At 59.6% G+C, this 24,996-nt stretch carries 27 protein-coding genes; 16 read left to right on the top strand and 11 right to left on the bottom strand.

The features are described 5' to 3' along the window. Positions 1-218: 218 nt before the first annotated feature. Positions 219-1,118, bottom strand: a complete 900-nt coding sequence (gene xerD, locus ACYU70_RS02230) for a site-specific tyrosine recombinase XerD (protein ID WP_342300804.1) — start codon at positions 1,116-1,118, stop codon at positions 219-221. Positions 1,119-1,163: 45 nt separating this feature from the next. Between xerD and ACYU70_RS02225 the strand changes: the two genes are divergently transcribed. From ACYU70_RS02225 to ACYU70_RS02200, 6 genes are all read left to right on the top strand, one after another. Beyond that, on the top strand, positions 1,164-1,541 hold the full coding sequence (locus tag ACYU70_RS02225; protein ID WP_342300805.1) for a four helix bundle protein: 378 nt from the start codon (positions 1,164-1,166) through the stop codon (positions 1,539-1,541). 26 nt (positions 1,542-1,567) lie between these two features. After that, positions 1,568-2,014 (top strand): type II 3-dehydroquinate dehydratase, encoded by a 447-nt coding sequence (gene aroQ, locus ACYU70_RS02220; RefSeq protein ID WP_342300806.1) that lies wholly within the window; start codon positions 1,568-1,570, stop codon positions 2,012-2,014. 417 nt (positions 2,015-2,431) lie between these two features. Beyond that, positions 2,432-3,499, top strand: a complete 1,068-nt coding sequence (locus ACYU70_RS02215) for an aminotransferase class V-fold PLP-dependent enzyme (RefSeq protein ID WP_342300807.1) — start codon at positions 2,432-2,434, stop codon at positions 3,497-3,499. Between the two features lie 108 nt (positions 3,500-3,607). After that, entirely contained in the window at positions 3,608-4,168 is a 561-nt protein-coding gene (locus ACYU70_RS02210) for a MarC family protein (protein ID WP_241934125.1), read from the top strand. 1 nt (position 4,169) lies between these two features. After that, the gene (gene rnhA / locus ACYU70_RS02205) at positions 4,170-4,643 is read left to right on the top strand and encodes a ribonuclease HI (RefSeq protein WP_342300809.1); all 474 of its coding nucleotides are present in this window, start codon (positions 4,170-4,172) and stop codon (positions 4,641-4,643) included. Positions 4,644-4,650: 7 nt separating this feature from the next. After that, the gene (locus ACYU70_RS02200; protein ID WP_342300810.1) at positions 4,651-5,376 is read left to right on the top strand and encodes a tRNA1(Val) (adenine(37)-N6)-methyltransferase; all 726 of its coding nucleotides are present in this window, start codon (positions 4,651-4,653) and stop codon (positions 5,374-5,376) included. Between the two features lie 2 nt (positions 5,377-5,378). Here ACYU70_RS02200 and ACYU70_RS02195 read toward each other — a convergent pair whose 3' ends face one another. From ACYU70_RS02195 to ACYU70_RS02185, 3 genes are all read right to left on the bottom strand, one after another. Beyond that, positions 5,379-6,071, bottom strand: a complete 693-nt coding sequence (locus ACYU70_RS02195; protein WP_342300811.1) for an ATP-binding cassette domain-containing protein — start codon at positions 6,069-6,071, stop codon at positions 5,379-5,381. Between the two features lie 68 nt (positions 6,072-6,139). Further along, positions 6,140-7,078, bottom strand: coding sequence for a hypothetical protein (locus ACYU70_RS02190; protein WP_342300812.1), 939 nt, complete (start codon positions 7,076-7,078; stop codon positions 6,140-6,142). Between the two features lie 70 nt (positions 7,079-7,148). Further along, positions 7,149-8,495: a saccharopine dehydrogenase family protein gene (locus ACYU70_RS02185; RefSeq protein ID WP_342300814.1), complete on the bottom strand. Its 1,347-nt coding sequence runs from the start codon at positions 8,493-8,495 to the stop codon at positions 7,149-7,151. A 172-nt stretch (positions 8,496-8,667) separates the two neighbouring features. On the opposite strand from ACYU70_RS02185, the gene cdd reads away from it, so the two are divergent. Both cdd and ACYU70_RS02175 read left to right on the top strand, forming a co-directional pair. Beyond that, positions 8,668-9,168 (top strand): cytidine deaminase, encoded by a 501-nt coding sequence (gene cdd, locus ACYU70_RS02180; protein WP_342300817.1) that lies wholly within the window; start codon positions 8,668-8,670, stop codon positions 9,166-9,168. 23 nt (positions 9,169-9,191) lie between these two features. Next, positions 9,192-9,842, top strand: coding sequence for an alpha/beta hydrolase (locus ACYU70_RS02175; protein ID WP_342300818.1), 651 nt, complete (start codon positions 9,192-9,194; stop codon positions 9,840-9,842). Between the two features lie 61 nt (positions 9,843-9,903). Here ACYU70_RS02175 and ACYU70_RS02170 read toward each other — a convergent pair whose 3' ends face one another. The 4 genes from ACYU70_RS02170 to ACYU70_RS02155 form a co-directional block, all read right to left on the bottom strand. Next, positions 9,904-10,650 (bottom strand): SDR family NAD(P)-dependent oxidoreductase, encoded by a 747-nt coding sequence (locus ACYU70_RS02170; RefSeq protein ID WP_460615875.1) that lies wholly within the window; start codon positions 10,648-10,650, stop codon positions 9,904-9,906. Positions 10,651-10,739: 89 nt separating this feature from the next. Further along, positions 10,740-11,543, bottom strand: coding sequence for a type IX secretion/gliding motility protein PorT/SprT (gene porT / locus ACYU70_RS02165; RefSeq protein WP_342297793.1), 804 nt, complete (start codon positions 11,541-11,543; stop codon positions 10,740-10,742). After that, entirely contained in the window at positions 11,492-12,220 is a 729-nt protein-coding gene (gene ubiE / locus ACYU70_RS02160) for a bifunctional demethylmenaquinone methyltransferase/2-methoxy-6-polyprenyl-1,4-benzoquinol methylase UbiE (protein WP_342297795.1), read from the bottom strand. The genes porT and ubiE overlap by 52 nt, the downstream gene beginning before the upstream one ends. A gap of 178 nt (positions 12,221-12,398) precedes the next feature. After that, entirely contained in the window at positions 12,399-14,648 is a 2,250-nt protein-coding gene (locus ACYU70_RS02155; RefSeq protein ID WP_342297797.1) for an OmpA family protein, read from the bottom strand. 435 nt (positions 14,649-15,083) lie between these two features. Between ACYU70_RS02155 and yihA the strand changes: the two genes are divergently transcribed. The 3 genes from yihA (at position 15,084) to ACYU70_RS02140 (ending at position 16,984) form a co-directional block, all read left to right on the top strand. Continuing rightward, a complete protein-coding gene (gene yihA, locus ACYU70_RS02150) occupies positions 15,084-15,704 on the top strand; it encodes a ribosome biogenesis GTP-binding protein YihA/YsxC (protein ID WP_342297800.1) in 621 nt (206 codons plus the stop codon). Between the two features lie 83 nt (positions 15,705-15,787). Beyond that, the gene (locus ACYU70_RS02145) at positions 15,788-16,246 is read left to right on the top strand and encodes an energy transducer TonB (RefSeq protein ID WP_342297802.1); all 459 of its coding nucleotides are present in this window, start codon (positions 15,788-15,790) and stop codon (positions 16,244-16,246) included. 120 nt (positions 16,247-16,366) lie between these two features. Next, entirely contained in the window at positions 16,367-16,984 is a 618-nt protein-coding gene (locus ACYU70_RS02140; protein WP_342297804.1) for a DUF5606 family protein, read from the top strand. A gap of 189 nt (positions 16,985-17,173) precedes the next feature. Here ACYU70_RS02140 and fbp read toward each other — a convergent pair whose 3' ends face one another. Next, positions 17,174-18,232, bottom strand: coding sequence for a class 1 fructose-bisphosphatase (gene fbp / locus ACYU70_RS02135; protein ID WP_342297805.1), 1,059 nt, complete (start codon positions 18,230-18,232; stop codon positions 17,174-17,176). A 339-nt stretch (positions 18,233-18,571) separates the two neighbouring features. On the opposite strand from fbp, the gene ACYU70_RS02130 reads away from it, so the two are divergent. From ACYU70_RS02130 to rsgA, 4 genes are all read left to right on the top strand, one after another. Beyond that, a complete protein-coding gene (locus ACYU70_RS02130) occupies positions 18,572-19,855 on the top strand; it encodes an aspartate kinase (protein WP_342297807.1) in 1,284 nt (427 codons plus the stop codon). A 163-nt stretch (positions 19,856-20,018) separates the two neighbouring features. Then, positions 20,019-20,603, top strand: coding sequence for a peroxiredoxin (locus ACYU70_RS02125; protein WP_342297809.1), 585 nt, complete (start codon positions 20,019-20,021; stop codon positions 20,601-20,603). A 47-nt stretch (positions 20,604-20,650) separates the two neighbouring features. After that, a complete protein-coding gene (locus ACYU70_RS02120; protein ID WP_342297812.1) occupies positions 20,651-21,904 on the top strand; it encodes a 3-deoxy-D-manno-octulosonic acid transferase in 1,254 nt (417 codons plus the stop codon). Continuing rightward, positions 21,901-22,872 carry a ribosome small subunit-dependent GTPase A gene (gene rsgA / locus ACYU70_RS02115; RefSeq protein WP_342297814.1) on the top strand — a complete coding sequence of 324 codons (972 nt, stop codon included), beginning with the start codon at positions 21,901-21,903 and terminating at the stop codon, positions 22,870-22,872. Before ACYU70_RS02120 ends, rsgA begins: the two co-directional genes overlap by 4 nt. A gap of 74 nt (positions 22,873-22,946) precedes the next feature. Here the strand turns inward: rsgA and ACYU70_RS02110 are convergent, their stop codons facing one another. Beyond that, a complete protein-coding gene (locus ACYU70_RS02110) occupies positions 22,947-23,582 on the bottom strand; it encodes a fasciclin domain-containing protein (RefSeq protein ID WP_342297815.1) in 636 nt (211 codons plus the stop codon). A gap of 195 nt (positions 23,583-23,777) precedes the next feature. On the opposite strand from ACYU70_RS02110, the gene ACYU70_RS02105 reads away from it, so the two are divergent. After that, positions 23,778-24,236, top strand: a complete 459-nt coding sequence (locus tag ACYU70_RS02105; protein WP_342297818.1) for a peptidylprolyl isomerase — start codon at positions 23,778-23,780, stop codon at positions 24,234-24,236. 102 nt (positions 24,237-24,338) lie between these two features. Here ACYU70_RS02105 and ACYU70_RS02100 read toward each other — a convergent pair whose 3' ends face one another. Next, entirely contained in the window at positions 24,339-24,917 is a 579-nt protein-coding gene (locus ACYU70_RS02100; RefSeq protein ID WP_342297819.1) for a DUF3109 family protein, read from the bottom strand. Between the last annotated feature and the right edge of the window lie 79 nt (positions 24,918-24,996).

Here is a 24,996-nt window from a genome sequence, read left to right as displayed (position 1 = left end):
TCGAGGTATCGGAACGACAACTCCCCTCCTTACCAAGGAGGGGATGTTCGAGGCGCAGCCTCGGACGGGGGTGGTTGTGGGCGTTGCGCAGTTTTTGTAAGGCTACATTCCGTAATAACTGATGCAGACGCCACAACCACCCCAGCTGCCGCTTCGCGCCAGCGTCCCCTCCTTGGTAAGGAGGGGAGTTTCGTTCGGCATCCCTCCCCCACCCCATCCTAACTGCGCGGATGAAACTCGGTAATCACCTGCCGCAGAAAGTCTCTATCTAAGTGCGTATAAATCTCGGTGGTCGTGATGCTGGCGTGGCCCAGCATCTCCTGCACGGCGCGCAGGTCGGCCCCTCCTTCTATCAAATGGGTGGCGAAGGAATGGCGCAGCGTGTGCGGGCTGATGGTTTTGCGCAGCCCCGCCTGCTCGGCCAGTTTCTTGAGGGTGGTGAAGACCGTGATGCGGGACAACGGCCGGCCATTCTTGCTCAGGAAAGCGAAATCTTCGCTTCCCGGCTTGATATCCAAATGCCCGCGCACGCCGCTGAGGTAGAAGTTGAGGTGCTTGAGGGCTTCGCGGCCCACGGGCACGAGGCGCTCCTTGTTGCCCTTGCCCACTACTTTCATAAAGCCTTCGTCAGTATAGATGTTGCTCAGGCGCAGGTCGCAGAGCTCGCTCACGCGCAGGCCGGACGAGTAGAGCACTTCGAGCAGGGCGCGGGTGCGCAGGCCTTCGTCGGTGCTCAGGTCGATGGCGGCCAGAAGCTGCTCTACTTCGGGGTAACTGAGGGTATCGGGCAGGTGGCGGCCGGTTTTGGGGGCTTCGAGAGTATCGGTGGGGTCAAGTTTCAGCAGGTCTTCCATGATGAGGAAGCTGAAAAACGCCTTCAGGCCCGAGAGTGTGCGGGCCTGCGAGGTAGCGCTCAGGCCCAGCCCTTGCAGGGTGTTGAGGAATTCGCGCAGCACTTCGGTGCTCACCTGCGTGGGGCCGACGTGCAGCTTTTGAATAATGAGAAACTGCTGGAGCTTGGTGATGTCGCGCACATAGGCCTCCACGGAGTTGGGCGAGAGGGATTTTTCGAGGCGCAGGTAGCCGTCGAATTGCTTAATAGAAATTGGCCAGGTCATATTTAATTATAAATTCGGAATTATGAATTATGAGTTATTTGCGGGATGAAGGAGAATATTATTCAGCAGAAGTCGTATGCGTTTGCTTCGCGCATTATTAAGGCTTACAAGTATCTGGTAGGCGAGCAACGGGAGTTCGTGCTATCAAAACAACTCCTCCGAAGTGGCACTTCCATTGGGGCCAATGTAGAGGAGGCACTGGCGGCCAGCTCTACTGCCGACTTCATCAACAAGCTCAATATCGCTGCAAAGGAAGCGCGGGAAACCTCCTACTGGCTGCGCCTACTGCATGACAACGACTTTTTGCCCACTGAGGCTTTTGATTCTATTCACATCCATAATCTCGAAATCAGCAAGCTGCTGTCCAGCATCCTGCTTTCGACCAAAACCAATGCAAAAACAAACGCCACCCCCAATTCATAATTCATAATTTCTAATTCATAATTAAAGTGGACCTCCTGATAATAAACGGCCCCAACCTCAACCTGCTCGGCCGCCGCGAGCCCGGCATCTACGGCAACCGCTCCTTCGAAGACTTTTTCCCCGAGCTCGAAGAAGCCTTCCCGCAAGTGAAGCTCACGCAGTTTCAATCCAACCACGAGGGCGCGATTCTCGACAAGCTGCACGAAGTCGGCTTCATTCACCACGGCATCGTGCTCAACGCCGGGGGCTATACCCACACCAGCGTGGCCCTGGCCGATGCCGTGGCCGCCATCAGCGCGCCCGTGGTGGAGGTGCACCTGAGCAACCTGCACGCCCGCGAGGACTTCCGCCAGAAAAGCCTCTTTGGGCGGCACTGCGCCGGCAGCATCAGCGGCTTCGGGCTCGAAAGCTACCGTCTCGCCGTGCAGTGGTTCGTGAACCAGACGCCCAAACGGGTGGGCTTTCGGGTCTGATGACTGATAGTTATCGGTTTCCGGGGTAATGAAGATGATTTCCGGCTTTTTGCTATCAGTTTCCAGCATCATGCGGCGGTTTGTTATATCATAGTTGCGGTTTTCCATCAGTGAAAAACCGCAACTATGATATGGAAAATAGTAGCATTATGCTTGAAAAAAGTAGCTTAACACTGGAAACAAACGACAAAGAGGTAGAAGGCAATAGCTAAGCAGTAGAAACAGGAAACAAAATGGCTGAAACTATTAGCTAAGAGGTGTAAACAGTCGGCAAAGAGCTGGAAACCGGGGGTGAAGCAATGGGAAGAATGTTTTGGCGTTGGAACGACCATTGCGCCGTAAAATCATTCTCGTGGCACTTTCCGTAGCCGCTACCTTTGCGGCGGCGGCGCCCCTCTCCTCTAGCCTTTCTTCCTCATGTATACTTTCAATCCCGGGCCTTCGGCCGTATATCCCGCCGTTCGGCAGTACCTCACCGATGCCTTTGACGAGGGCTGGCTCTCGGCCCCGCACCGCTCCGAAAAAGTGACCGCCCTGGTCCGCCAGACCGTGGCCGACCTCAAAGCCAAGCTCAACGTGCCGCAGGACTACACCGTCCTGTTCACCGGCTCGGCCACCGAGTGCTGGGAAATCCTGGCCCAGAGCCTCACCCCCCGCCGCTCGTTCCACCTTTATAATGGCGACTTCGGCGAGAAGTGGTACAAGTACGCCAAGGCCATCCGGCCGGCCAGCACGGGCCTCAGCTTCGGGCTCGATGAGCTGCCCGACATCGCCAGCCTGCCCTTCGCCCCCGATGATACCGACCTCGTCTGCATCACCCAGAACGAAACCAGCACCGCCACCCAGCTCCGTGAAGGCTTCATCCTGAACCTCTACAACCGCCTCGGCGGGGCGCTGCTAGCCGTGGATGCCACCAGCTCGCTGGCCGGTCTGAACCTGAAATACATCAAGGCCGACATCTGGTACGGCTCGGTGCAGAAGTGCTTCGGGCTGCCCGCCGGCCTGGGCGTGATGATTTTATCGCCCCGCGCCGTGGCCCAGGCCAAGCTCGTGAACGACCGCGCCCACTACAACGCGCTGCCCGCCATGCTGAGCCAGATGCTCAACCACCAGACCAACTACACACCCAACGTGCTGGGCATTTACCTCATGAGCCGCGTGCTGGCCGACCGCGAGCCCATCAAAACTGTGCACCAGCACCTCGCCGACCGCGCCGAAAAGCTCTACGCCTTCTTCGAGCAGGCCACCCCGCTCACGCCCCTCATTCACAACTACGAAACCCGCTCCACCACCGTCATCGGCCTGCGCGGCGAGGCCGGGTTGATTGAGGAAATCAAAGCCAAAGCCAAGGAAGCGGGCCTGCAGCTGGGCAGCGGCTACGGCCCGCTCAAAAACACCACCATCCGCATCGCCAACTTCCCCGCCGTGCCCGATGCGGCAATGGAAGCCCTGGTGCAGTTTTTCGCGAAGGAATACCCTGGATAATATGCTGTAGGGGCGGGGCCTGCCCCCGCCCGCCGTTGCACGGAATCGTTGCAACGGCGCGAACGGCGGGCGGGGGCAGGCCCCGCCCCTACCTAAAGCAACCTCCCCATGCTCAATCTCCAGCAAATCTTCTCCGTCACGCTCACGCTCTTCGCGGTGATTGACATCGTGGGCTCCATCCCGATAATCATCCAAATTCGGCAGCGCGAAGGGCAAATTAAGGCCGAGCTGGCCACCTTCGTGGCGGGCTGTTTGATGGTGGCCTTCCTGTTTCTGGGCCAGAGCATTTTGCGGTTGTTTGGGGTCGATAACGAGAGTTTTGCGCTGGCGGGCGCGGTCATCATCTTCCTCATTGGGCTCGAAATGATACTCGGCATCCAGCTTTTTCATTCCGACCTCACGGCCAGCACCGGCTCCATCGTGCCGCTGGCGTTTCCGCTTATCACCGGGGCCGGCACCATGACCACGCTGCTCTCGCTGCGCGCCGCCTACACGCTGCCCAACATCCTGGTCGGCATCCTGCTCAACCTCGTGTTCGTCTACGCCGTGCTCAAAACCAGCCCCTGGATTGAGCGCCAGCTCGGCAAAGCCGGCGAGGACGTGCTGCGCCGCGTGTTCGGCGTGATTCTGCTGGCCATTGCCATCAAGTTATTCAAGGCTAATTTTTAAGATGATTCATCTGTTCACCGACGGCTCGGCCCGCGGCAACCCCGGCCCGGGCGGCTACGGCGCCATTCTGCGCTACGGCCCCCACGAGAAAGAGCTCACCCAGGGCTTCCGCCGCACCACCAACAACCGCATGGAGCTGCTGGCCGTGATTGTCGGCCTCGAAGCCGTGACGCGCCCCGACCTGCCCATCCGTGTCGTGTCCGACTCGAAATATGTGGTCGATGCCGTGGAGAAGAAATGGGTATTCGGCTGGGCTGCGAAGTCTGATTTCGGCAAGAAGGCCAACGAGGACCTGTGGCGGCGTTTCCTGCGCATCTACAAGCAGCGCAAAGTCACTTTCCACTGGATAAAAGGGCACGCCGGCCACGCCGAAAACGAGCGCTGCGACGTGCTGGCCGTACAAAGCGCGCTGGGCAAAGGCCTGCTGGTGGATGAGGGGTACGAGGCCATCGAGGCCACCAAATCCCTGCTGTAGCCGTTTCATGCCCAACGACTATTTCCAGTTCCAGCAGTTCCGCATTGAGCAAGGCGCTTGCGCCATGAAGGTGAGCACCGACGCCTGCCTGCTGGGCGCGGCCGCCGACCTCACCGGCGCTACCCGCCTGCTGGACATTGGCACCGGCACGGGCCTACTGGCCCTCATGGCCGCCCAGCGCCACCCCACCGTCGCAATCGAAGCGGTGGAGATTGACGCGGCAGCCGCTACTCAAGCGGCGGCCAATGCAGCGGCCAGCCCGTGGGCCGGGCGCATTGACGTGCGGGCCATGAGTTTGGCTGATTATGTGGCCACGCGGCCCGAACTATTTAGCCACATTGTTTGCAACCCGCCGTTTTTCCGGCAGTCGCTCCGCTCGCCGGATGCGGCCCGCAGCACCGCCCGCCACGAGGCGGCCGACTCGCTTTCTTTTGAAGCATTAGCGGCTTTTGCGGCGGATTTTCTCTCGCCAGTGGGCTTGCTCACCGTGCTGCTGCCACCGCCCGAGATGCGGGCATTCGAGCAGGTAGCGGCGGTAGCAGGATTGCACGCAACCACGCGGCTGGTGGTACGGCACCGCCCCGGCAGCAAAGCATTGCGGCACATCACCGGGTTTCGACGGGAGGCGGCGGTGTTGCGGGAAACGGCGCTGATTATCCGCACGGCGGAAAATGACGCGGAGTATTCGGCGGATTTTCGGGCGCTACTGGCGGGGTTTTATCTGGCGCTGTAGCGCTACACCAACCCGGCCAGCAGGCCCAGCTTTTCGCGGTGCAGGCTATCGAGCAAGTCGTGCTCCAGCGTGCCGAACTCATTGGCAGCATAGTGCCGCTGCACCCGCCCATCTACCAGCACCGAGATTTCATCGCAGGTTTCGGTGAGGGCCCCCAGGATGTGCGAGGTGAGCAGAATACCCGTACCCCGGTCACGCAGGCGCTTCAGGATGGCCTTCAGCAGCAGGTTGGCTTCGAGGTCGAGGCCGTTGAAGGGCTCATCGAGAATAAGGTAGTCGAATTGCTGCACCAGCAGCGCAAGCAGGGCCAGCTTCTTGCGCATCCCGGCCGAGTATTCGTCGGCGTACTGGTCGAGGGGCAGTTCCAGGATTTGGTTCCAGCCCACAAAATCCGTGATGGTGCGGCCCCGCGCCTGCAGGCAAAACTCCAGATACTCGCGCCCGGTGAGGCGCGGGTAGAAATACGGCTCATAGGGCAGCAGGCCCGTGTGCTCGCGCACGGCCGGCCCCGCCGTATCGTGGATGGTGCCGATGAAGTCGTTTTCCAGCCCGTAAAGGCAGTTGATGAGCGTGGTTTTGCCCGCGCCATTGGCTCCCACCAAGCCATGAATGGTGCCGGGAAGCAGGTTCAGGCTAACATCGTGCAGCACAACGTGCGAGCCGTAGGCCTTGCGCAGATTAACAATTTCCAGCATACCATTCAATCAAAAAAAGGTCGTCACATCAAGTCATCAGTCAGCTCTTAACTCCTGGCTTTTACCTCTTAACTCACCATCCCTATCACCGCCCGCAGTCGCCGCTGGCTTTGCCAAATCAAGCCGCCCACCGCCACCAGCAAGAGCACCGGGTATACCGGATGGGCAAATAGCGTGAGCGCTACGCCCACCACCAGCGCCTGCGTGGTGCGAATATGCGTGGCATTGGGATAGAAGGCATATTTGGTGAGAATCAGCAGCGCCACCAGCCCCAGCCAGAACACACCCACCGCTACCGTGCCGCCCACGCCGGCCGGCCCCGCCGCCAGCAGCCAGAAAAACGGCGCCGCCGTAAGCGCCGCGTAGACCACACCCAGCCCCAACCGCCGCCGTAGAAACTGCACCGGTGTGTGGGCCGCCAGCACCAGCATGGTCACGGGCTCGGGGGTGCCGTAGCAGGCCAGCAGTACCAGCAGCCACGCTACCAGTGCCACGCCCGGCCCCAGCGGCGAGGCGTGCTGCCACAGCGCCCCGGCCAATAGCACCGGCCAGGCCCAGAGGCCCCCGCCGCGCAGCCCGCTCACCCACTCAAACGCCTCGCTCCGAAACAGGCTGCGGGCGCGGTGTTGCGTGCTGCGGCTGTCGCGGGCCGCCGGCAACAGGGCCGCCGTGGCGGGCAGCATCAGCGTCAGCAGGGCCGCACCCCAGTCGTTGAAAATAGCCAGTACTAATGCCAGAGGCAGCGCCAGCAGCAGGTATTCCACGGCCAGCCAGCGCCGAAAGTGCGGCGCGCTAATGAACAGAAAGCGTAAGTCGGCCCGCTGGCGGTGGGCCGACCCCAGTGTTAGGAACGTGAGTATTGGTACTGCCCATTGGCCCTGCGGGTGCGGGGCTGCCAGTATCAAGCCCCGGCCCCCGGCCGCCAGCAGCACCGGAGCCAGCAGCGCCAGTCGCAGCAGCCCGATTTCGCGCAGCAACCGGCCCAGCAGCCGGACACGCAACCGCAAATAAGCCCATAGCGACATCATACCGCGCTCCAACGCCTGGTTGCCAGCGCGTATTGCCCGGCGAAAGCCACTACGCTTCTTCCTCGTGGAAGACAATGCCGTAATACGCCGCCAGCTCGTCCAGAATCGGCTCGTACAAATCCGCCTGCACCGGAATGAGCACGCCGCGCTGGGGCACTTCGCCGCGCAGCAGGCGGCGAACGGCCATGCCCAAGGGCAGGCCCACGGTTTTGGCCATGCCGGTGTGGGTGGCGTCGTCGCCCTCCACGGCCAGCGAGGAGGTGAGGCGGTGCATGGTGCCGGACAGCTCAAACTCGAAGAGGTGCTGCATCACAATCAGGTCATGGTCGTGGGGCTGGAGCTGCCACTTTTCGGCCAGCAGGCGCTCCAGCAGCTGGGCGGGCGTGGCGTGGGCATGGCCCACGGGCCGGTCCGAAAACAGGCCCAGCCAGCTCAGGCGGTCCATTTCTTCACCGGCGGGGTTCAGGCCGAGGTAGGTAGCCGTGCGCTGGGCCAGGTCGAGGTGCGGAATGTGGGAGGCGGGCAGGTAGGCGGCCACCAGCTCGGCCCAGGTCATGGTTTCGGGGTTGTCGAGGTTCACCGCATCATCGGTCAGGCCCAGGCGCACCAGCGCGTGCCAGGCGGCGCAGTAGCCCGGCCGCCGCAGCGTGCCGCGCAGGATGGTCGGGATATCTTCCAACCCATACGGCGCGCGGTAGCTCAGCGAGTCGCGGTTGGCGTAGCCTTCAAAGTCGCCGTATTCGGGCACCGCCAGCGTTTCGGTGCGGGCAAAGAGCTGCTGGTAGGGAATGAAGCGCGGCAGGCCGTTTTCGAGGAACTTGGCCGTGCTCTGGCCCGCTAGCACCACGTTGCGCGGGTTCCAGGTGAACTTGTATTTCCACGGATTGTCGCCCTCCGCCGCCGGGGCCAGCAGGCCGCCGCAGTAGCTTTTGAAACTCGTAATGATGCCCCCACGCTGCCGGATATGGGCAATGGCCCGCATGGCCGACATGTGGTCGAGGCCGGGGTCGAGCCCGCATTCCATGAGCAGCGTCACGCCCGCCGCCTGGGCCTCCTCGTGCAGCGCCCGAATCTCGGGGCTCACGTAGCTGGCCGTGGCCAGGTGGCGGCCGTGGCGCACGCAGGCCCGCGCCACCACGGGGTGCAGGGCGGCCGGCAGCATCGAAATCACGGCATCGGCCTGGCTCACCAGCTCTTCCAGCTGCGCCTCGTTATCGGTGGAAAAGGGCACGGCGCGGGCGTACTCGGTGTGGGCGGCCAGCACCGGCACCAGGTGCGCCGGGTTCACATCGGCCACGGTCAGGAACCAGTTTTCGGTGGGCGCGTGGCGCAGCAGGTACTGAATGAGGGACGAGGCCGAGCGGCCGGCCCCGAGAAGCAAAAGGCGGGAAGTCATGCGGCAAATATGGGGAATAAGGGATAAGGGAGAGGACACTGGTGAATTATTAAGGCGGGAGAACTCCTTCCCACCGAGCCCATTTTCCCCTGCCCCCTATTCCTTTCTTTCTTATTTTCTATCCCTTATCCCCTGTTCCGTATTACCTTCGCCGCCCCCTAATCCCATCCGCATGGCCCGCAATTCCCGCCAGCAGCTTATTGACTTCGAAGAGCTGGACGCCGCTACCGACCTCACCCCCGCCGAGCAAACCACCTGGCAAGCCGCCCGCGATGCCACCACGCACGCCTACGCCCCCTATTCCGGCTTCCACGTCGGGGCCGCCCTGCTCCTCGCCGATGGCACCATTTTCAAGGGCACCAACCAGGAAAACGCCGCCTATCCCTCGGGCCTCTGCGCCGAGCGCACGGCCCTGTTTGGCCTCGCCGCCGCCCAGCCCGGCCACGCGCCCATCGTGGGCATGGCCGTGGCCGCCCGCCCCGGCCACGGCGAGTTTGGCCCGGCCATGCCCTGCGGGGCCTGCCGCCAGGTGATGCTGGAATACGAGACCCGCCAGGGCCAGCCCATCCCGCTGCTGCTGCCCAGCCGCGACGGCACCATCCTGCGCTTCAATACCCTCAGCGCCCTCATGCCCTTCTGCTTTTCGGCCGATGACCTGCCGCCCGCCGGGTAGCCGGTAGCCGTCGCTACTATTTCATGGAGCGCCACCTAACCGTTGCCCGCACCGCCCGCTATCAGCAACTGGGTGAATTATCACCCCAAACGCGGCGCGTGTGGTTCATCTGCCACGGCTATGGGCAATTGGCGGCGTATTTCATCCGTCACTTCGCCTTTCTGGCCGACGCCGACCCCACCACCGTCATCATCGCCCCCGAAGGCCTTTCCCGCTTTTACCTCAGCGGCAACGGCGGCCGCGTAGGCGCCAGCTGGATGACCCGCGACGACCGCCTGCACGAAATCGACGACCACATTGGTTTCCTCAACCAACTGGCCGCCGCCGTGCTGCCGCAGTGTCCGCCCGAGGTGCAAGTCACCGTGCTGGGTTTTTCTCAAGGCACGGCCACCGTGGGCCGTTGGCTGGCGCAGGCGGCTTTCCGGCCCGCTCACCTCATTCTCTGGGCCGGCGGCTTCCCCGAGGATGTTGCTCCCGGTGCCGTGCAACAGCTCCTCCAGGGTTTGCCGGTTTCCGTCGTCATCGGCTCCGATGACGAGTACATTTCCACGGCCCAGGCCCAACAGCAACAGCAGCTACTACAGCAATTCGGGGCCGACGCGCAGTTGCTCACTTTCGCCGGAAAGCACGAGCTAAACCGTTCCATCCTAGAAAAGCTAGCCGTCTCAGGATAATAGAAAAGGCCCGCCGGTTGCGCATTTGCGCAACCGGCGGGCCTTTTCTATTTGAAGCGAATTACTTCCGGTTAATCGTAGTAGCCGCGCCCTGCGCGCCCGCCAGCACCAGCACCTCTGCAATGGTCACGTGCGGCGGCCGGGTCACCATAAATACAATCACCTCGGCAATATCCTCCGGCTTCAGCGGCTCGAAGCCTTCGTACACCTTCGCCGCCCGCGCCTCATCGCCCTTAAAGCGCACCTGCGAAAACTCGGTTTCCACTGCTCCTGGGTTCACCTCGGCCACCCGCACGCCGGTAGGCAGCAAGTCGAGGCGCATGGTTTTGGTAAGCATTTGCACGGCGGCCTTGGTGGCGCAGTACACGTTGCCGTTGGCATAAGCCTCCTGCCCGGCAATGGAGCCAATATTCAGAATAAAGCCCGTTTGGCGGGCCGTCATGCCCGGCAGCAGCGCGTGGGTCACGTTCAGCAGGCCGCGCACGTTGGCATCCAGCATCTGGTCCCAGTCGGCCGGGTCGCCGGCCTGGATGGGGTTCAGGCCGTGGGCACCGCCGGCGTTGTTCACCAGCACATCGGGCGCACGCAGTGCCTCGGGCAAGGTCTCTACCGCCGCATCTACCGCCGCCCGGTCGCGCACGTCGAACGTGAGCACATGCACCGGCACCGGGGCCAGTTCCGCCGCCAGTTCATCGAGCCGTTCGCGCCGCCGCCCGGTCACTACCAGTTGATATCCGGCCTTGGCCAGTGCCACCGCCGTAGCCCGGCCAATGCCCGATGACGCGCCGGTTACGAATGCAGTTTTCATGGTATTGTAAAAGGTAGTCGGTAGTGGATATTCGGTAGTCAGAATGCTTTTGTCCAACTACCGAATACCCAATACCGACTACCCGAATTTTAGTTTTGAATGTTAATGTACAGCGTCACCGAATTGGTGCTGATGCTTTGCAGGCTGTTGCTGAACACGTCATTGTGCCCCACCAGCAGGTTCTTCAGTCCGTGTGAAAATCGTATTTCCGGGGCCAGCTTAAACAGCGGATAAAACAAATCCAGACCCACGCCATATTCCAACGTCAGGTCGCTGCCGAGCGCCTTGAGTTGGTTGCGCAATGGGTCGCTACGGCGGTTGCTGGCCGTGACACTAGGGTTGATGCCGGCAATCATATACATCCGCGAGTTGCGTCGCCGGTCCGACTGATACTTAATCAGCAGCGGAAACTGCACCACCGTCGAGGTCACTTCTTGCGTCACCACCGAGTCCCGTGCCGGGTAATTGCGCGGCGTAAATTCCACTTTCCGCGTCAGGAAGTTAACCCCCGGCGCAAAGCGGAAAATAAACGGCGAACGAGGTCCACCAATCCGCGCATCGGCAATAAAACCCACGCCCAGGCTCGGGCTGTAGATGGAATTGGCCGTCACGTTCTGACTGGAGATATAGGCACTCGACTGCTCAATCACGAACCGCGAAGCGGAGCCGCTGATGTACATGCCCGGGTGAAACCACCGGTCATCGTAGCCCGGCAGATTGTTCACCGTGATGGATTTGAGCGTACCGTTTTTGCCCCGGTTGGCCCGCGACTGAGCTTTGCGCTGCGCCATGGCCGCCGTGGGCAGCAGCAGCGCCAGCAAGCCCAGCAGCATCAGGCGCTTTACTTCTGCGCGGTGTAAATGGAGCTTATGCCGAAGGTGAGTGGTTGCCATGCAGGTTCTTTGAAGCCGACTTTGGTCAGAATTGCCAGGAAATCGGGGCCGTCGGGGAAGGCCTGCACCGAGGCCGGCAAGTAAGTGTACGCCGACTGGTCTTTGGAAATCATCTTACCAAAAACCGGCAGTACCCGACGGAAGTAAAAGTTATACGCTTGCTTTAAGGGAAAAGCACTGGGCTTACTGAATTCCAGGATAACAAGTTTCCCCCCCGGCCGCAGCACGCGCCGCATTTCGGAAAGGCCCTTTTCAAGATGTGCAAAGTTGCGCACCCCAAACGAAGCCGTCACCGCATCAAACTCACCGTCTTCAAACGGCAGGTTTTCCGAGTCGCCGAGCTCCAGCTGAATGCGATGGCCCAGGCCCTTGGCGGCTAGCTTGCGCCGGCCCACCTCCAGCATTCCTTCCGAAATGTCGACGCCAGTCACCTGGGCATTGGGCGCGGCGGCTCGCAGCGTTTCAATGGCAAAATCGGCGGTGCCGGTGGCAATGTCTAGAATGCGGGCCGGGCGCAGGGTTTTCAGCTCGTCCACCGCTTTGCGCCGCCAGTAAATGTCGGTGCCTGCGCTGAGGAAATGATTGAGGAAATCGTACTTGCCCGCGATGGAGTTAAACATCTGGGCAACCTGCGATTTCTTGTCGGCGGAATTGTCTTTGTAGGGTACGACGGCCATGTGCGGGCGCAAAGAACGTTAATGAAGCGGGAAAATTGTTCTCCCCCAACGCCCAATCGGGCTGGTTTGTTAGCGGACACTGCCATAAAAGAAAAACAGCATTCCGAAACGCTTGATAATAAAAGCGGGCCGGACAAATTGCCCGGCCCGCTTCCCAACTTAGTAGCCTGAACGATAATTAGTTCTTAGCTTTTACCTTGGTTTTTTCACCGTTGGCATCCTTGGCTTTCGCGTCGAGTTCACCGTCTTTGGTGATGGTCTTCGATTTGTCGCCGGCCGAGCCTTTGGTTTTAACCTTCACTTTATCCGAGTCCTCGTCCACTTTGGTTTTCACCTTGGTGCCGTCGGCCATTTTCACTTTGCTCTTGCCGGGGGTCAGCGGAACAGCCGTGGTGGTCGTGGTCGTCGAGGAACCGCTCATGCCGGTGCCGGTGCCGCTGGTCGGAGCCGTCATGGTCGGCATCGATTCGCCTTCCTTCAGAACCACCTTGAACTCGTCGCGACGGTTAAGCTGCATATTCTCGGGCGAATCGTTCGGCGCGGCAGGACGACGCTCGCCGTAGCTCACGGTCGTCATACGAGCCTCAGCAACGCCCTGCTTCTTCAGGTAGTTGAAGGCCGCGTTAGCGCGGTTCTGGCCGAGTACCATGTTGTACTCGTCGGTGTTACGCGAGTCGCAATGGCCTTCAACCGAGATGTTGATGCCGGGGTTAGCCGTCAGCACCTGGCTGATTTCGTTCAGGGTCTTAATCGACTCCGGACGCAGCTTGTACTTGTCGGTATCGAAGTAGATGTTCTTGGTAGCGAACATGTTGTTCGCCGTAGTATCTACGTAGTTGATGTAGAAATTCTTCGTGATGGTCGTCGAGTCGTTCGTCGATACCGGCACGGCAAATTCCTGCGTCTCAATCGGCTTACCATCCTTGCTAACAGCTACCTGGTAGGTACGGCCCGAAAGCACAGCCACCTGGTAAGCGCCATCCGGCTTGGTAATATCGCGGAAGCTCAGGGCCGTTTTATCAGCCTGCGAACCGCTGAATACCAGCTCCACACCCGGAATTACCGTGGTGCTGTCTTTCGACGAGAACACCTTACCAACGATGTTGGCGTTTTTGATGTAGTTGATGGTGTAGATATCCTTCTCACCGTAGCCGCCGATGCGGTACGAGCTCAGGTAAGCGTATGAGCCATCGGGGCTCAGGCGGTAGTAGGAGTCATCGTCCGGCGTGTTCACGGGGTAGCCCATGTTCTGGGCCGGTCCCCACTTGCGGCCGGCTTCGTCGTACTCCGACTTGAAGATGTCGTAGCCGCCCATGGTGTTGTGGCCGCGCGACGAGAAGTACAGCGTCTTGCCGTCCTTGCTCAGGTAGGGGCTGTCGTCGTCGTACTTGGTATTGATGTTAGCACCGAGCGAACGAGCCGTACCCCAGTCCGAACCAGTAGAGGTGCGGGTAGAAGTGTAGAGGTCCAGCGTGCCATCTTCCGAGTATTTACCGGTCGAGAAGTAAATGGTCAGGCCGTCTGGCGTGATGAAGGCATCCGACTCAAAAGCTTTCGAGTTGATGTTGCCGTCCAGGGGTTTGGGAGCCGACCAGTCGCCACCAGTTTTGTCGGTCACGAAGATGTCACCGTTGTTGTCGTTGCGGTACATCAACATCTTGGTGTCGTTGTCGAACAACTGAATCGAGGCATCGTGGCCTTTGCCGTTCAGCACGCCGCTCAGCGAGCGGGGCTTCTGCCAGTTCTCGTCGTCAACGCGGGTGGCTTCGAAGATGTCTTCATAGTACTCACCGTCGGCGGCAACGCTCTTGTTCTTTTTGTCGCTCACGCTGCCGGTAGCGCCGGTTACGGCTTCGCCACGCGAGGTGAAGATGAGGATTTTATCATCCGACGAAATCACGGGGCTGTGCTCCGAGAATTGCGTGTTGATAGTGGGGCCCAGGTTCTTCACGAAGATATCCTTGGGCGAGTTGAACTGGATTTTCGCGTTTTTGCTGTGCTGAATCCACTGCGCCAACTCCTCTTTGCGCTGGTCGTTTTTCTTCAGCGTGGCGTTGTAGGCCTGGAAGTGAGCCACGGCCTCGTCGAAGTTGTAGTTGAGGTGGTCAACCCGGCCGAGCCAGTATTCCACGTCTTTCGAAACTTTCGGCTTCAGCTTCTGCGCTTTGTAGATGTAGTCGCTGGCCTTCTCCTTGTCGAACGACATGTAGGAAATGCCGGCGTTGAACAGCGCTTTGGCGTTGTTCGGGTCTTTGGCCAATACCTTTTCGTAGTAAGGCAGGGCAGCGCGGTAGTTTTCCTGCTCGAAGAACTTGTTGCCGGTTTTGAGGTCCTTACGCGTGCTTTGCGCCTGAGCCGGGGAGGCGATTGCGGCGGTGAGGGCAACGGCGCACGACGCTTGCAGTAACCTTCTGGATAAGTTGTCCATTGGAGGAGAGGTTTGAAAAAAAGAAATTTCTGAAGGGGTTGTAAGTGGAAATGCCACGCCGGAGGCAGCAGCAGGCAACTATATTTTGGGCTTATACTGAAAAACCACGATAGGGTTAGGCTTTAATGCGCATTTGCGCAGAAGGTAACCGGCTACCGGGCGTAAAAGCCCACACGGAGCCACGTCATGGCAACGCCAATGACGGGCAAAGATAGGCTGTTTGCTTACGAAAAGCGGTTTTTGGCAAAATTTCGGCCATTTCGGTGTGGTCGAGTGCGGCAGCAGTGGCCTGCTGGTTTGGCTGGCATGCCGCGCAAATATAGAAGCACCAATGAAATAGCCATTCATTGCTGCATTTTTATTTATTCATCATCGGGTTGCATTCCGGCGTAATTTTGCGGCTCGTTAATTTCCCGTTTATTCCCCGCCTTATCCATGATTATTCACGACGCGCGCTTTCTGACCAGTAATTCGCGGGCCGATTTGTGCCCCGCTCCTACTATGCCCGAATACGCTTTTATCGGCCGTTCCAACGTGGGCAAGTCGTCGCTTATTAATATGCTGACGGAGCGCAAGGGGCTGGCCAAAACGTCGTCCTCTCCGGGCAAGACGCAATTAATTAATCATTTCGTCATCAACGATAATTGGTTTCTGGTCGATTTGCCGGGCTACGGCTATGCCAAAGTGAGCAAAACCTCGCGGGCCGAATGGGCCAAGATGATTAATTACTATCTGCGCAACCGGGCCAACCTGATGTGCGTGTGCGTGCTGATTGATTCGCGCCACGCCCCGCAGGCGGCCGATTTAGAATTCATGGAAAAGCTGGGCGAAGAAGGCATTCCGTTCGTGATGATATTCACGAAGGCCGACAAGCAGTCGACGGCTCAGACCAAGGCGCTGGTGACCGACTACCTGCGCAAGATGAGCGAAATCTGGGACGAGCTGCCGCGCTATTTCCTGACTTCGGCCGAAACCGGGCTGGGGCGCGATGAGGTGCTGGACTTTATTACGGAGGTGAATAGCGAGTGGAAGGCCGATGCCGCCGCTAATGCGTAGATTGGCCCTTAAATTGCCAACCGCCCACTGGCCCGCACGGGCTGCGTTTTCCTCTCGTTTTTCCCCGCCCCTTTATTAACATCATGACCAAAAACATTTCCATTCCGCAGCTGGCCCTGGGCCTGTTGCTGATGGCTGCCGCGCCGGCCGCCGCCCAAACCACTCCTAACACTACGCCGCCCAAGTCCCAGACGGAGCAGGGCACCGGCATCGGCTCAGTGGGCAAATCCATCCCCGTGGCGGAGTACTACGAAGGTGGCCAGGTGGCCATGTACGAGTTTATTGCCAAGGAACTGCACTACCCGCCGATGGCCAAGCGCAACCGCATTCAGGGCCAGTGCATCATCAGCTTTCAGCTGAATGCCGATGGTACGATGCAGGACATGCGTATTGTGAAGCAGCTGGGCGGCGGCACGGGCGAAGAAGCCCTGCGCGTAGCGCGCCTGCTGAAGTTTAAAAAGCCGGAGCTGCCCATTCGGGCCAGCTTGCCCATTGTGTTCAAGCTGGGTGTGACGGGCTCGAACGCGCTGGAAGCGCAATAGTCCGTAGTTTTGCCCTGAAGAAGGACGAATGAGGAATGAAGCTGGTGAAATGCCCCACGGCGTTTCGTGCTTCATTCCTCATTCTTTGTTCTTCATTTCTCATTCTCAAAATTCCCAAAAATGCCCTACGAATTGCAAGAGTTGGCCGCTATCAGCGGCATGCCCGGCCTGTACCGCCTGGTGCGCGCCGCCCGCCACGGCGTGCTGGTCGAAAGCCTCGACGAAAAAGCAACCCGCACGCTGGCCCCGGCCCGCAACAAAGTGTCGCTGCTGTCGGAGATTTCCATCTATACCCAGGACCCCGAAGAGACGGTGCCGCTGACGGAAGTATTCGAGCGCATTTATCAGAAGCACGGCGCGGCCTCGCCCGTGACGGCGAAGTCGAGCGAAGGCGAGCTGACCGATTTCCTGGCCGGCGTGATTCCCGATTACGACCGCGACCGCGTGTACCTGTCCGATATCAAGAAGCTGGCCAGCTGGTACGACATCGTGAGCAAGCACCGCCCCTACCAGGAAGCGGCCGCCGCTACGGAAGCCACCGAAGAAACTTCGGCCGCTACGGACGAGGCTCCAAAGGCCAAAGCCAAATCGACCAAAGCTGCGAAAGCGGCTGAGCCTAGCGCTGATGAGCCCTTGAGCACTGGCGGCGTGATTGGCGCAGCGGATGAATCTTCCGATGCTGAAGGCAACCCGGAGGCTGCGGCCCCAGCTAAGAAAAGCCGCAAGAAGGCCGAGTAATTTCGACTTTCTTAAGCAACAAAAAAGCCGCTCCTGAAATCAGGAGCGGCTTTTTTGTTATAGTTGAGTGGAACGTCATGCTGAGCGCAGTCGAAGCATCTCTACCGCGTAAGTAATTTGTTTACTACTGCGGTAGAGATGCTTCGGCTGCGCTCAGCATGACGTTCTTTTTAGTGTTGTTGCCCACCGTTATTTCGCAGCGTCGGCTTTGGCTTTGGGCTCTTTGGCGGGCTGCTCTTTGGCAGCGTGCTGGTGCTGGGCAATGAGGGCTTCGGCTTGCTCCACCAGCTCTTTGCTGCCGATGAAGACGGGGCAGCGCTCGTGCGGGGCCTGGGGCTCAATTTCCATGGTGCGGCGGTGGCCGTTGCTGCTTTTGCCGCCGGCTTGCTCCACGATGAAGGCGAGGGGGTTGCACTCATACATGAGGCGCAGCTTGCCGTTGGGGTTTTTAGCGGTGGCGGGGTAGATGTAGATGCCGCCTTTGAGCAGGTTGCGGTGGAAATCGGCCACGAGTGAGCCGATGTAGCGGGCCGAAAAGTTATTATCCTTGCACTGCTGCACGAAGGCGGCCACGCCGGGTGAGAAGGAGTCGGAGCTGCCTTCGTTGATGGAGTAGATGGCCCCGGTTTTGGGGGTGATGATGTCGGGGTGCGAGAGGAAGAATTCGCCCAGCGAATGCTCGTAGGTGAAGCCATTCACGCCATTTCCGGTCGTGTACACCATCATGGTACTGGAGCCGTAGATGACGTAGCCGGCGGCCACCTGGTGGGTGCCGGGCTGCTGGCAATCGGCGGCGGTGCCTTCGCGGCCGGTGGGCGACACGCGGCGGTAGATGCTGAAAATGGTGCCGATGCTGACGTTGACGTCGATGTTGCTGGAGCCGTCGAGGGGGTCGATGGCCACCACGTATTTGCCCTGGTTGTTGCCGGTTTGAATCATCTCGTCGTCTTCTTCGGAGATGATGGTGCAGACTTCGCCGCCGTTGCGCAGGGCGCGGATGAAGCGGATGTTGGCGATGACGTCGAGCTTCTGCTGGTCTTCGCCCTGCACGTTCTGGCTACCGTAGGCCCCGGCGATATCGATAAGGCCGGAGCGGTTGATTTCTCGGTTAACTATCTTAGCAGCCAGGGCAATGTCGCGCAGCAGCTGGGAGAGCTCACCCGTGGCGTAGGGGAAATCCTCCTGCTTGCGCATGATAAAACGGTCGAGGGTGGTGCCGACGGGCAGGGCCAGTTTATTGTGGTCCATATAGCGGATTGGGAAATCGAATTGAGGTAGCGGGAATGCCCAACAAAGCTACTCTAGCCGGGGCGAAGTGCAATCGGTTGCTTTCGCGGTGGGGCCGGCAGGCTACCCTAAAAAGGCAGTGCGCTACCCAAAAAGGCTGGCGCACTGCCCAAGAAAGGTGGCACGCTGCCTGAAAAGGGTAGCGCACTGCCCTAACTCGGTGGCGCGCTACCCTGGACCGCTGGCGCACTGTCCGAAAACGATGCCGCACTGCCCATAAAGGGTGGCGTACCGCCTTATTTTGGTAGCGCACTGACCTGAAAAGCGCGTTTGCGGCCGGCGGCGCTACTTTTGGAGCCTATGGAGAAAATACAGGGACTTCAGGTGTATAAATTCGGCGGCGCGTCTGTGAAAGATGCAGCGGCTATTCTTAACCTCTGCCGCATTGTGCGGGACTTCGGGCCGCAGGGGCCGCTGGTGATTGTGGTGTCGGCAATGGGCAAGACGACCAATGCACTGGAAGAGATTTTCCAGCTGGCTTACGCTGGCAAGAGTTGCCAATCTCAACTTGCGGCGCTAAGAAAATACCATTTCGATACTATAGCAGGCGTCATCCCCATCAGCTTCGGCAGCGAACATGTTTATGACGAAACGGAAGCTTTGTTCAAGGAACTTGAGTCTCGTCTGAAGCAAGTCGACTTAAACGGCAATTTTGATGAGCAATATGACCAAGTGGTAAGCTTTGGAGAGCTATTGGCTTCCCGCGTGCTGGCGCTGCTGTTGGCTTGGTACGGACCCGTACACTATCTAGACTGCCGGCCCCTTATTCGAACGGACGAAAACTGGCGAGACGCTGGAGTAAAGTGGCCCGAAACCGAGCGAAACATCGCTGAGACGCTGCCCCTTCTGCTGGCAAAAGGCATTGTTGTCACACAGGGATTTCTTGGCGGCACGGCCGACGGCCGCACCACCACCCTCGGCCGCGAAGGCTCCGACTATACGGCCGCCATCCTGGCCTACTGCCTGCGGGCCGAGTCGGTGACCATCTGGAAAGACGTGGCGGGGCTGCTGAACGCCGACCCTAAGATTTTCCCCGACACGGTGCGCTACCCCGAAATCAGCTACCGCGAAACCATTGAGATGGCGTATTACGGCGCATCCGTCATCCACCCAAAAACGCTGAAACCGTTGGCCGACCGCAACATTCCGCTGCGCGTGAAGTCGTTTCTGGACCCGGCGGCGGAGGGCACGCTCATTCACGACTGCCAGCATCCGGCGCTGGCCCCGGCATTTATCCGGAAGACGGACCAGGCGCTGCTGTCGTTTGCGAGCAAGGACTTTTCATTTATCTCGGAGGAGAACATGGCGGTGATTTTTGGGGCGCTGGCGCAGGCCAAGCTCAAGATTAACGTGATGCAGAACTCGGCCATCAGCTTTTCGGTGTGCGTCGATTATTCGGAGCGGCGGGTGCATCAGCTGCTCGATTTGCTGCGCGAGCAGTTCACGCTGCACTACAACACGGGCCTCACGCTGTTCACCATCAAGAATTACGATGCGGCCAGCATTGCGCGTCTCACGGCCGGCAAGCGGCTGCTGCTGGAGCAGCGCACGCGGCATACGTTTCAGTTTGTGTGCCAGGGGTGAGGCGGGCGGCAAAGCCAACCCAGGCAGTAGATAAAGCGTTTGTCATCCTGAGCGCAGCGAAGGACCTTATCACGTTAGCACCTTATTGCTCATTTGTGATAAGGTCCTTCGCTGCGCTCAGGATGACAAATTATTTGAATAACCAATACCTATCCCCCTCCGCATGGCAGTTCTCGTGGGCAAGCGCGCCCCTTCCTTTAAGGCCACGGCCGTGATTGACGGCAAGACCGAAGAAGAGTTTTCGCTCGACCGCTACTTGGGCAAGAAGCACGTCCTGTTCTACTTCTACCCCGCCGATTTCAGCCGGGTGTGCCCCACCGAAATCCTGGCGTTTCAGGACCGGCTGGCGGAGTTTGAGCAGCGCGGCGTGGCTGTGGTGGGCTGCTCCACTGATTCGCACTACGCCCACTTGGCCTGGCAGGAAATACCCCGCGACAAGGGCGGCATTGCCGGCGTGACCTACCCGCTGGTGGCCGATGCCACCAAAACCATCTCGGCCAACTACGACGTGCTGGGCGGCCACTACGACTACGCCGAGCAGGGCGAAATGACTTTCGTGGGTTCGCCAATGTCTTATCGGGGCCTCTTTTTGATTGACCGCGACGGCATCGTGCGGCACCAATTAGTGAATGACCGGCCGCTGGGCCGCAGCCTCACCGAGGCCCTGCGCATGATTGACGCGCTGCAATACTACGAGAACAACGGCGAGGCCTGCCCCGTGGATTGGGAAGCCGATAAAGGGGTTTAATCGTGCCCCGAAACATCGACTAGGCGCGTAGTGCGTAATTTTGGGGCTTGCTTTTCCTCTACGATATCGCCCTGGGCCTGTATGGCCTGCTGCTCCGGCTGTTAGCGCCGTTTGTACCCAAGGCTGCGGCCTGGGTGGCGGGCCGGCGTGGGCTGTTGGCCCACATCCGAAATACGATTGGGGCCGATGCCGCGCCCCGCGTGTGGTTTCACTGCGCCTCGCTGGGCGAGTTTGAGCAGGGCCGCCCACTTATTGAGGCCTACCGGCAGGCGCATCCCGACACCAAAGTAGTGCTCACGTTTTTCTCGCCTTCAGGCTACGAAATCCGCAAAAACTGGCCGGGTGCTGACTACATCTTCTACCTGCCGCTGGATACCCGCGCCAACGCCCGTGCTTTTCTGGATATCGTGCAGCCCCGGCTGGTGGTATTTGTGAAGTACGAATTCTGGTATCATTACCTGAACGAGGCTTTTCAGCGTCGAATTCCGGCCATTGTCGTGTCGGCCATTTTCCGGCCTGAGCAGGTGTTTTTCAAGCCCTGGGGCGGCTTCTTTCGGAGAATCCTGACGCGCTTCACGCACATTTTCACGCAGAACGAAGCCTCGGCCCAATTGCTGCGCGATGCCGGAATTGACAAGGTGAGCGTGGCCGGCGATACCCGTTTCGATACCGTGGTGGCCACCGCGTTGGCCCCGGCCCGCCATTTGCCGCTGGTCGATGCCTTCGTGGCCGATGGCGCGCCGGTGCTGGTGGTGGGCAGCAGCTGGGCCGAAGACCTGCCCGTGCTGCTCCCGCTGCTGCAACGCTACGGCGCGGAGCTGCGCGTGCTCATCGCCCCGCACGAAGTCACGGAAACAAACCTGCGCCTGGTCGAAACCACACTACCAGGGCCAGTGCAGCGGTATTCGCTGGCCGATGCGGCTACCGTGGGCCTGTTCCGCGTGCTGCTGTTTGATAATGTGGGCCTGCTGAGTCAGCTTTACCGCTTTGGGGAGTATGCCTACGTGGGCGGCGCTTTCGGCAAGGGCCTGCACAACACACTGGAAGCGGCGGCATTCGGCTTGCCGCTGTTTTTCGGGCCTACGTATGGCAAGTTTCAGGAAGCCGTGGAGCTGGTGGCGATGAAAGGCGCGTTCCCCGTGCACAACGGCGCGGAGCTGGAAGCCGCCTTCACCTACCTCTGGAACACTGACGAGGCCCGCCTGCGCCTCCAGGACACCATTCTCGACTACGTGCACGACCAGGCCGGGGCCACGCGCACCATCATGGCCGCCCTGCGCACCCTCACTCCCACCCGATGAAAACCGCTGATTCTTACCTCCCCGATGGCCCCACCGGCCTGCTACACGGCATCGTGGTGAAATCCACGGGCTCGTGGTACATCGTGCGCGGCCTCGAAACCGGGCAATTGTACCGCTGTCGCCTGCGCGGCAAATTCAAGATAAAAGGCCTGAAAGCCAGCAACCCGCTGGCCGTGGGCGACCTGGTCGATTTCAGCATCGAAGCCCAGACCGAGGGCGCAGGCGTTATCTCGCACATCGCGCCGCGTCGCAACTACATCGTGCGCCGCTCGGTGCACAAAACCGGCCACGTCCACATTGTAGCGGCTAATCTGGACCAGGCGCTGCTGGTGGTTACGCTGGTGTCGCCGGCCACGTCATTCGGGTTTATCGACCGGTTTCTGGTCACGGCCGAGGCCTACCACATTCCCGTCACGCTGCTCTTTAATAAGACGGATTTGTACGACGAGGACGGCTTCGAGTACCAGGCCCAGATTGCGGGGATGTACGCCAGCCTGGGCTACCCCAGCCGCACCTGTGCCGCCACCACCGGCGAGGGCGTGGCCGAAATCGACCAACTGCTCGATGGCAAAGTAAGCCTGCTGGCCGGCCACTCCGGCGTGGGCAAAAGCACACTCATCAACGCCCTGGTGCCCGACCTCGACCTGAAAACCGCCGAAATCAGCGAATTTTCCGACAAAGGCGTGCACACAACCACCTTCGCCGAAATGCTGGAAGTGCGCCCCGGTACCTTCATCATCGACACGCCCGGCATCAAAGAACTGGGCCTCGTAGACCTGCCGCCCGCCGAGCTGGCCGGCTACTTCCCCGAATTCCGCGCCCTGCTGGGCCAGTGCCGCTACCACAACTGCCAGCACACCCACGAGCCCGGCTGCGCCGTGCGCGAAGCCGTGGACCAGGGCCGCATCGCCCTCCCTCGCTATGACAGCTATTTGAGTATGCTGGCGGGCGAGGATAACCGACACTAATTGAAATAGCAGAGACAAAAGAAAGGCGGCCACTCTTACATGAGTGGCCGCCTTTCTTTTGTCAACAGGTCGAGTTACTTCGCCGTGGGCAGCACCACGCTATCAATTACGTGGGTCACGCCGTTGCTCGAAATCACATCGGCAATTTGCACAGTGGCGGGGGCATCTTTGCCGTTCCCAACCATAATCTGGCCGTTTTTCACAGTGATGTGCAGCTTTTCGCCGTTCACGGTGGTCAGCTCCTGGCCGTCTTTCAGGTCGGCGGCCACGAGGCGGCCGGGGATGACGTGGTAGGTGAGCATGCCGGCCAGCTTGGCTTTGCTGGCGGGGTCCATCAGGCCGGCTACTGCGCCTTTGGGCAGCTTTTCGAAGGCCGCGTTGGTGGGCGCGAATACGGTGAAGGGACCCGTACCGCTCAGGGTTTCAACCAAACCGGCCTGCTTCACGGCAGCAACCAGAGTACTTACGCTCTTGGCACCGGAAGCATTGGCTACGATGTTTTTATCGGCCGTCATGGCCACGCCGTCCACCATCACGCCTTCGGGCTTGGCCATGCGGGCCGAATCACCAGCAATGGCCGCGAGGGAATCAGCTGGGTTTACGGTGCTAACGGTTTCGGTTTCGGTAGTAGCGGGCTTGTCGTTGCCGCAGCTAGCCAGCATTAGAGAGGTAGCGAGGGCAACCAACAGGGGAGCAAATGATTTTTTCATGAAACAGATAGTGTGAAAGAAGAAAAGCAGCTAAGCGAAAAAAGATAAACGCCGTAAGTAACCCTACGGCTGTGAGCTTACGAAGTAACAGCCTATGCCGGATGTTTCGTAAGCGCATCAAATTATTACCTTCGCCCGCCGAAAGCAGTAACTGCTTCCGGGAAATTCGTTTAATCCGCTAAAAATCTGCGATTCATGAAAACTGCCGAAATCCACACCAAGAAAGGTGTAATGAAAGTTGAGTTTTACGAGCAGGACGCTCCGAAAACCGTTAAAAACTTCACCGACCTGGCCGAGAAAGGCTATTACGACGGCCTGAAATTCCACCGCGTCATCCCGAATTTCGTGATTCAGGGCGGCTGCCCCAACACCCGCGAAGGTGCCAAAGGCCAGCCCGGCACCGGCGGCCCCGGCTACAAAATCGACTGCGAAACCAGCGGCGGCCACCAGTACCACGAGCGCGGCGCGCTGAGCATGGCCCACGCCGGCAAAAACACGGGCGGCTCGCAGTTCTTCATCGTGCACTCGCGCGACAACACCGCCCACCTCGACCGCGTGCACACCGTGTTCGGCAAAGTTGTGGATGGCGTGGACGTTATCGACAAAATTACGCCCAACGACGAAATTGAGAAAATTGTGGTGACGGAGGCATAGAAAATTCTTTGTCATCCTGAACGCAGTGAAGGACCTTATCACGCTCGAACGGCTTGTTCTGGCGTGGTAAGGTCCTTCACTGCGTTCAGGATGACAGCGAGGCTACTTCTTTTCCGGCGTCGGGTTCTCAATTTCCTGCACCAGCTGCCCGTACCAGCTCTCGCCATACTTGCGAATCAGCGGCTCCTTGAGAAACTGGTACACTTTCACGCCCAGCTTACCGCCGAAGTCACAGGCCGGGTTGCAGATATTCCACCGGTCATAGTTCAGCGCGTCGAACCCTTCGTATTTCGTAATGCGAATCGGATATAAGTGGCAGCTGATGGGCTTTTTGAACGTGGTTGCCCCGGCCAGATAGGCCTGTTCGATGCCACATTTCAGGATGCCGCGCTCGTCCCAGAGCGCATAGGCGCACTCCTTGTCGTCAATCGTGGTGGTGCTGAAATCGCCCTCCCAGTCCTTGATGTAGAGGCCCTGGGCCTCGATGGCGGCTTGCCCGGCTTCGGTGAGGAAGGGCTTGATGTTGGCGTATTCCTGCTCCAGAATCTTCAGCTCGGGCTCTTCGAGCGGCGCGCCGAGGTCGCCCTCCACGCAACAGGCCCCCTTGCAGGCGTCGAGGTTGCAGACGAAAAAGTTGTCGGCGATGTCATCGGAAATGACCGTTTCCTGGATAATAATCATTCACAAAGATAACCCCGGCGGCGCGGGCCCGAAATGATGGCCCGCCCCTGCCCGGGGCTCCGTACCTTTGTAGACCCGC

This window comes from Hymenobacter segetis, assembly GCF_054776495.1.
The sequence above is the reverse complement of the archived record's forward strand: the minus strand, read 5'-3'. Positions and strand labels throughout refer to the sequence as shown.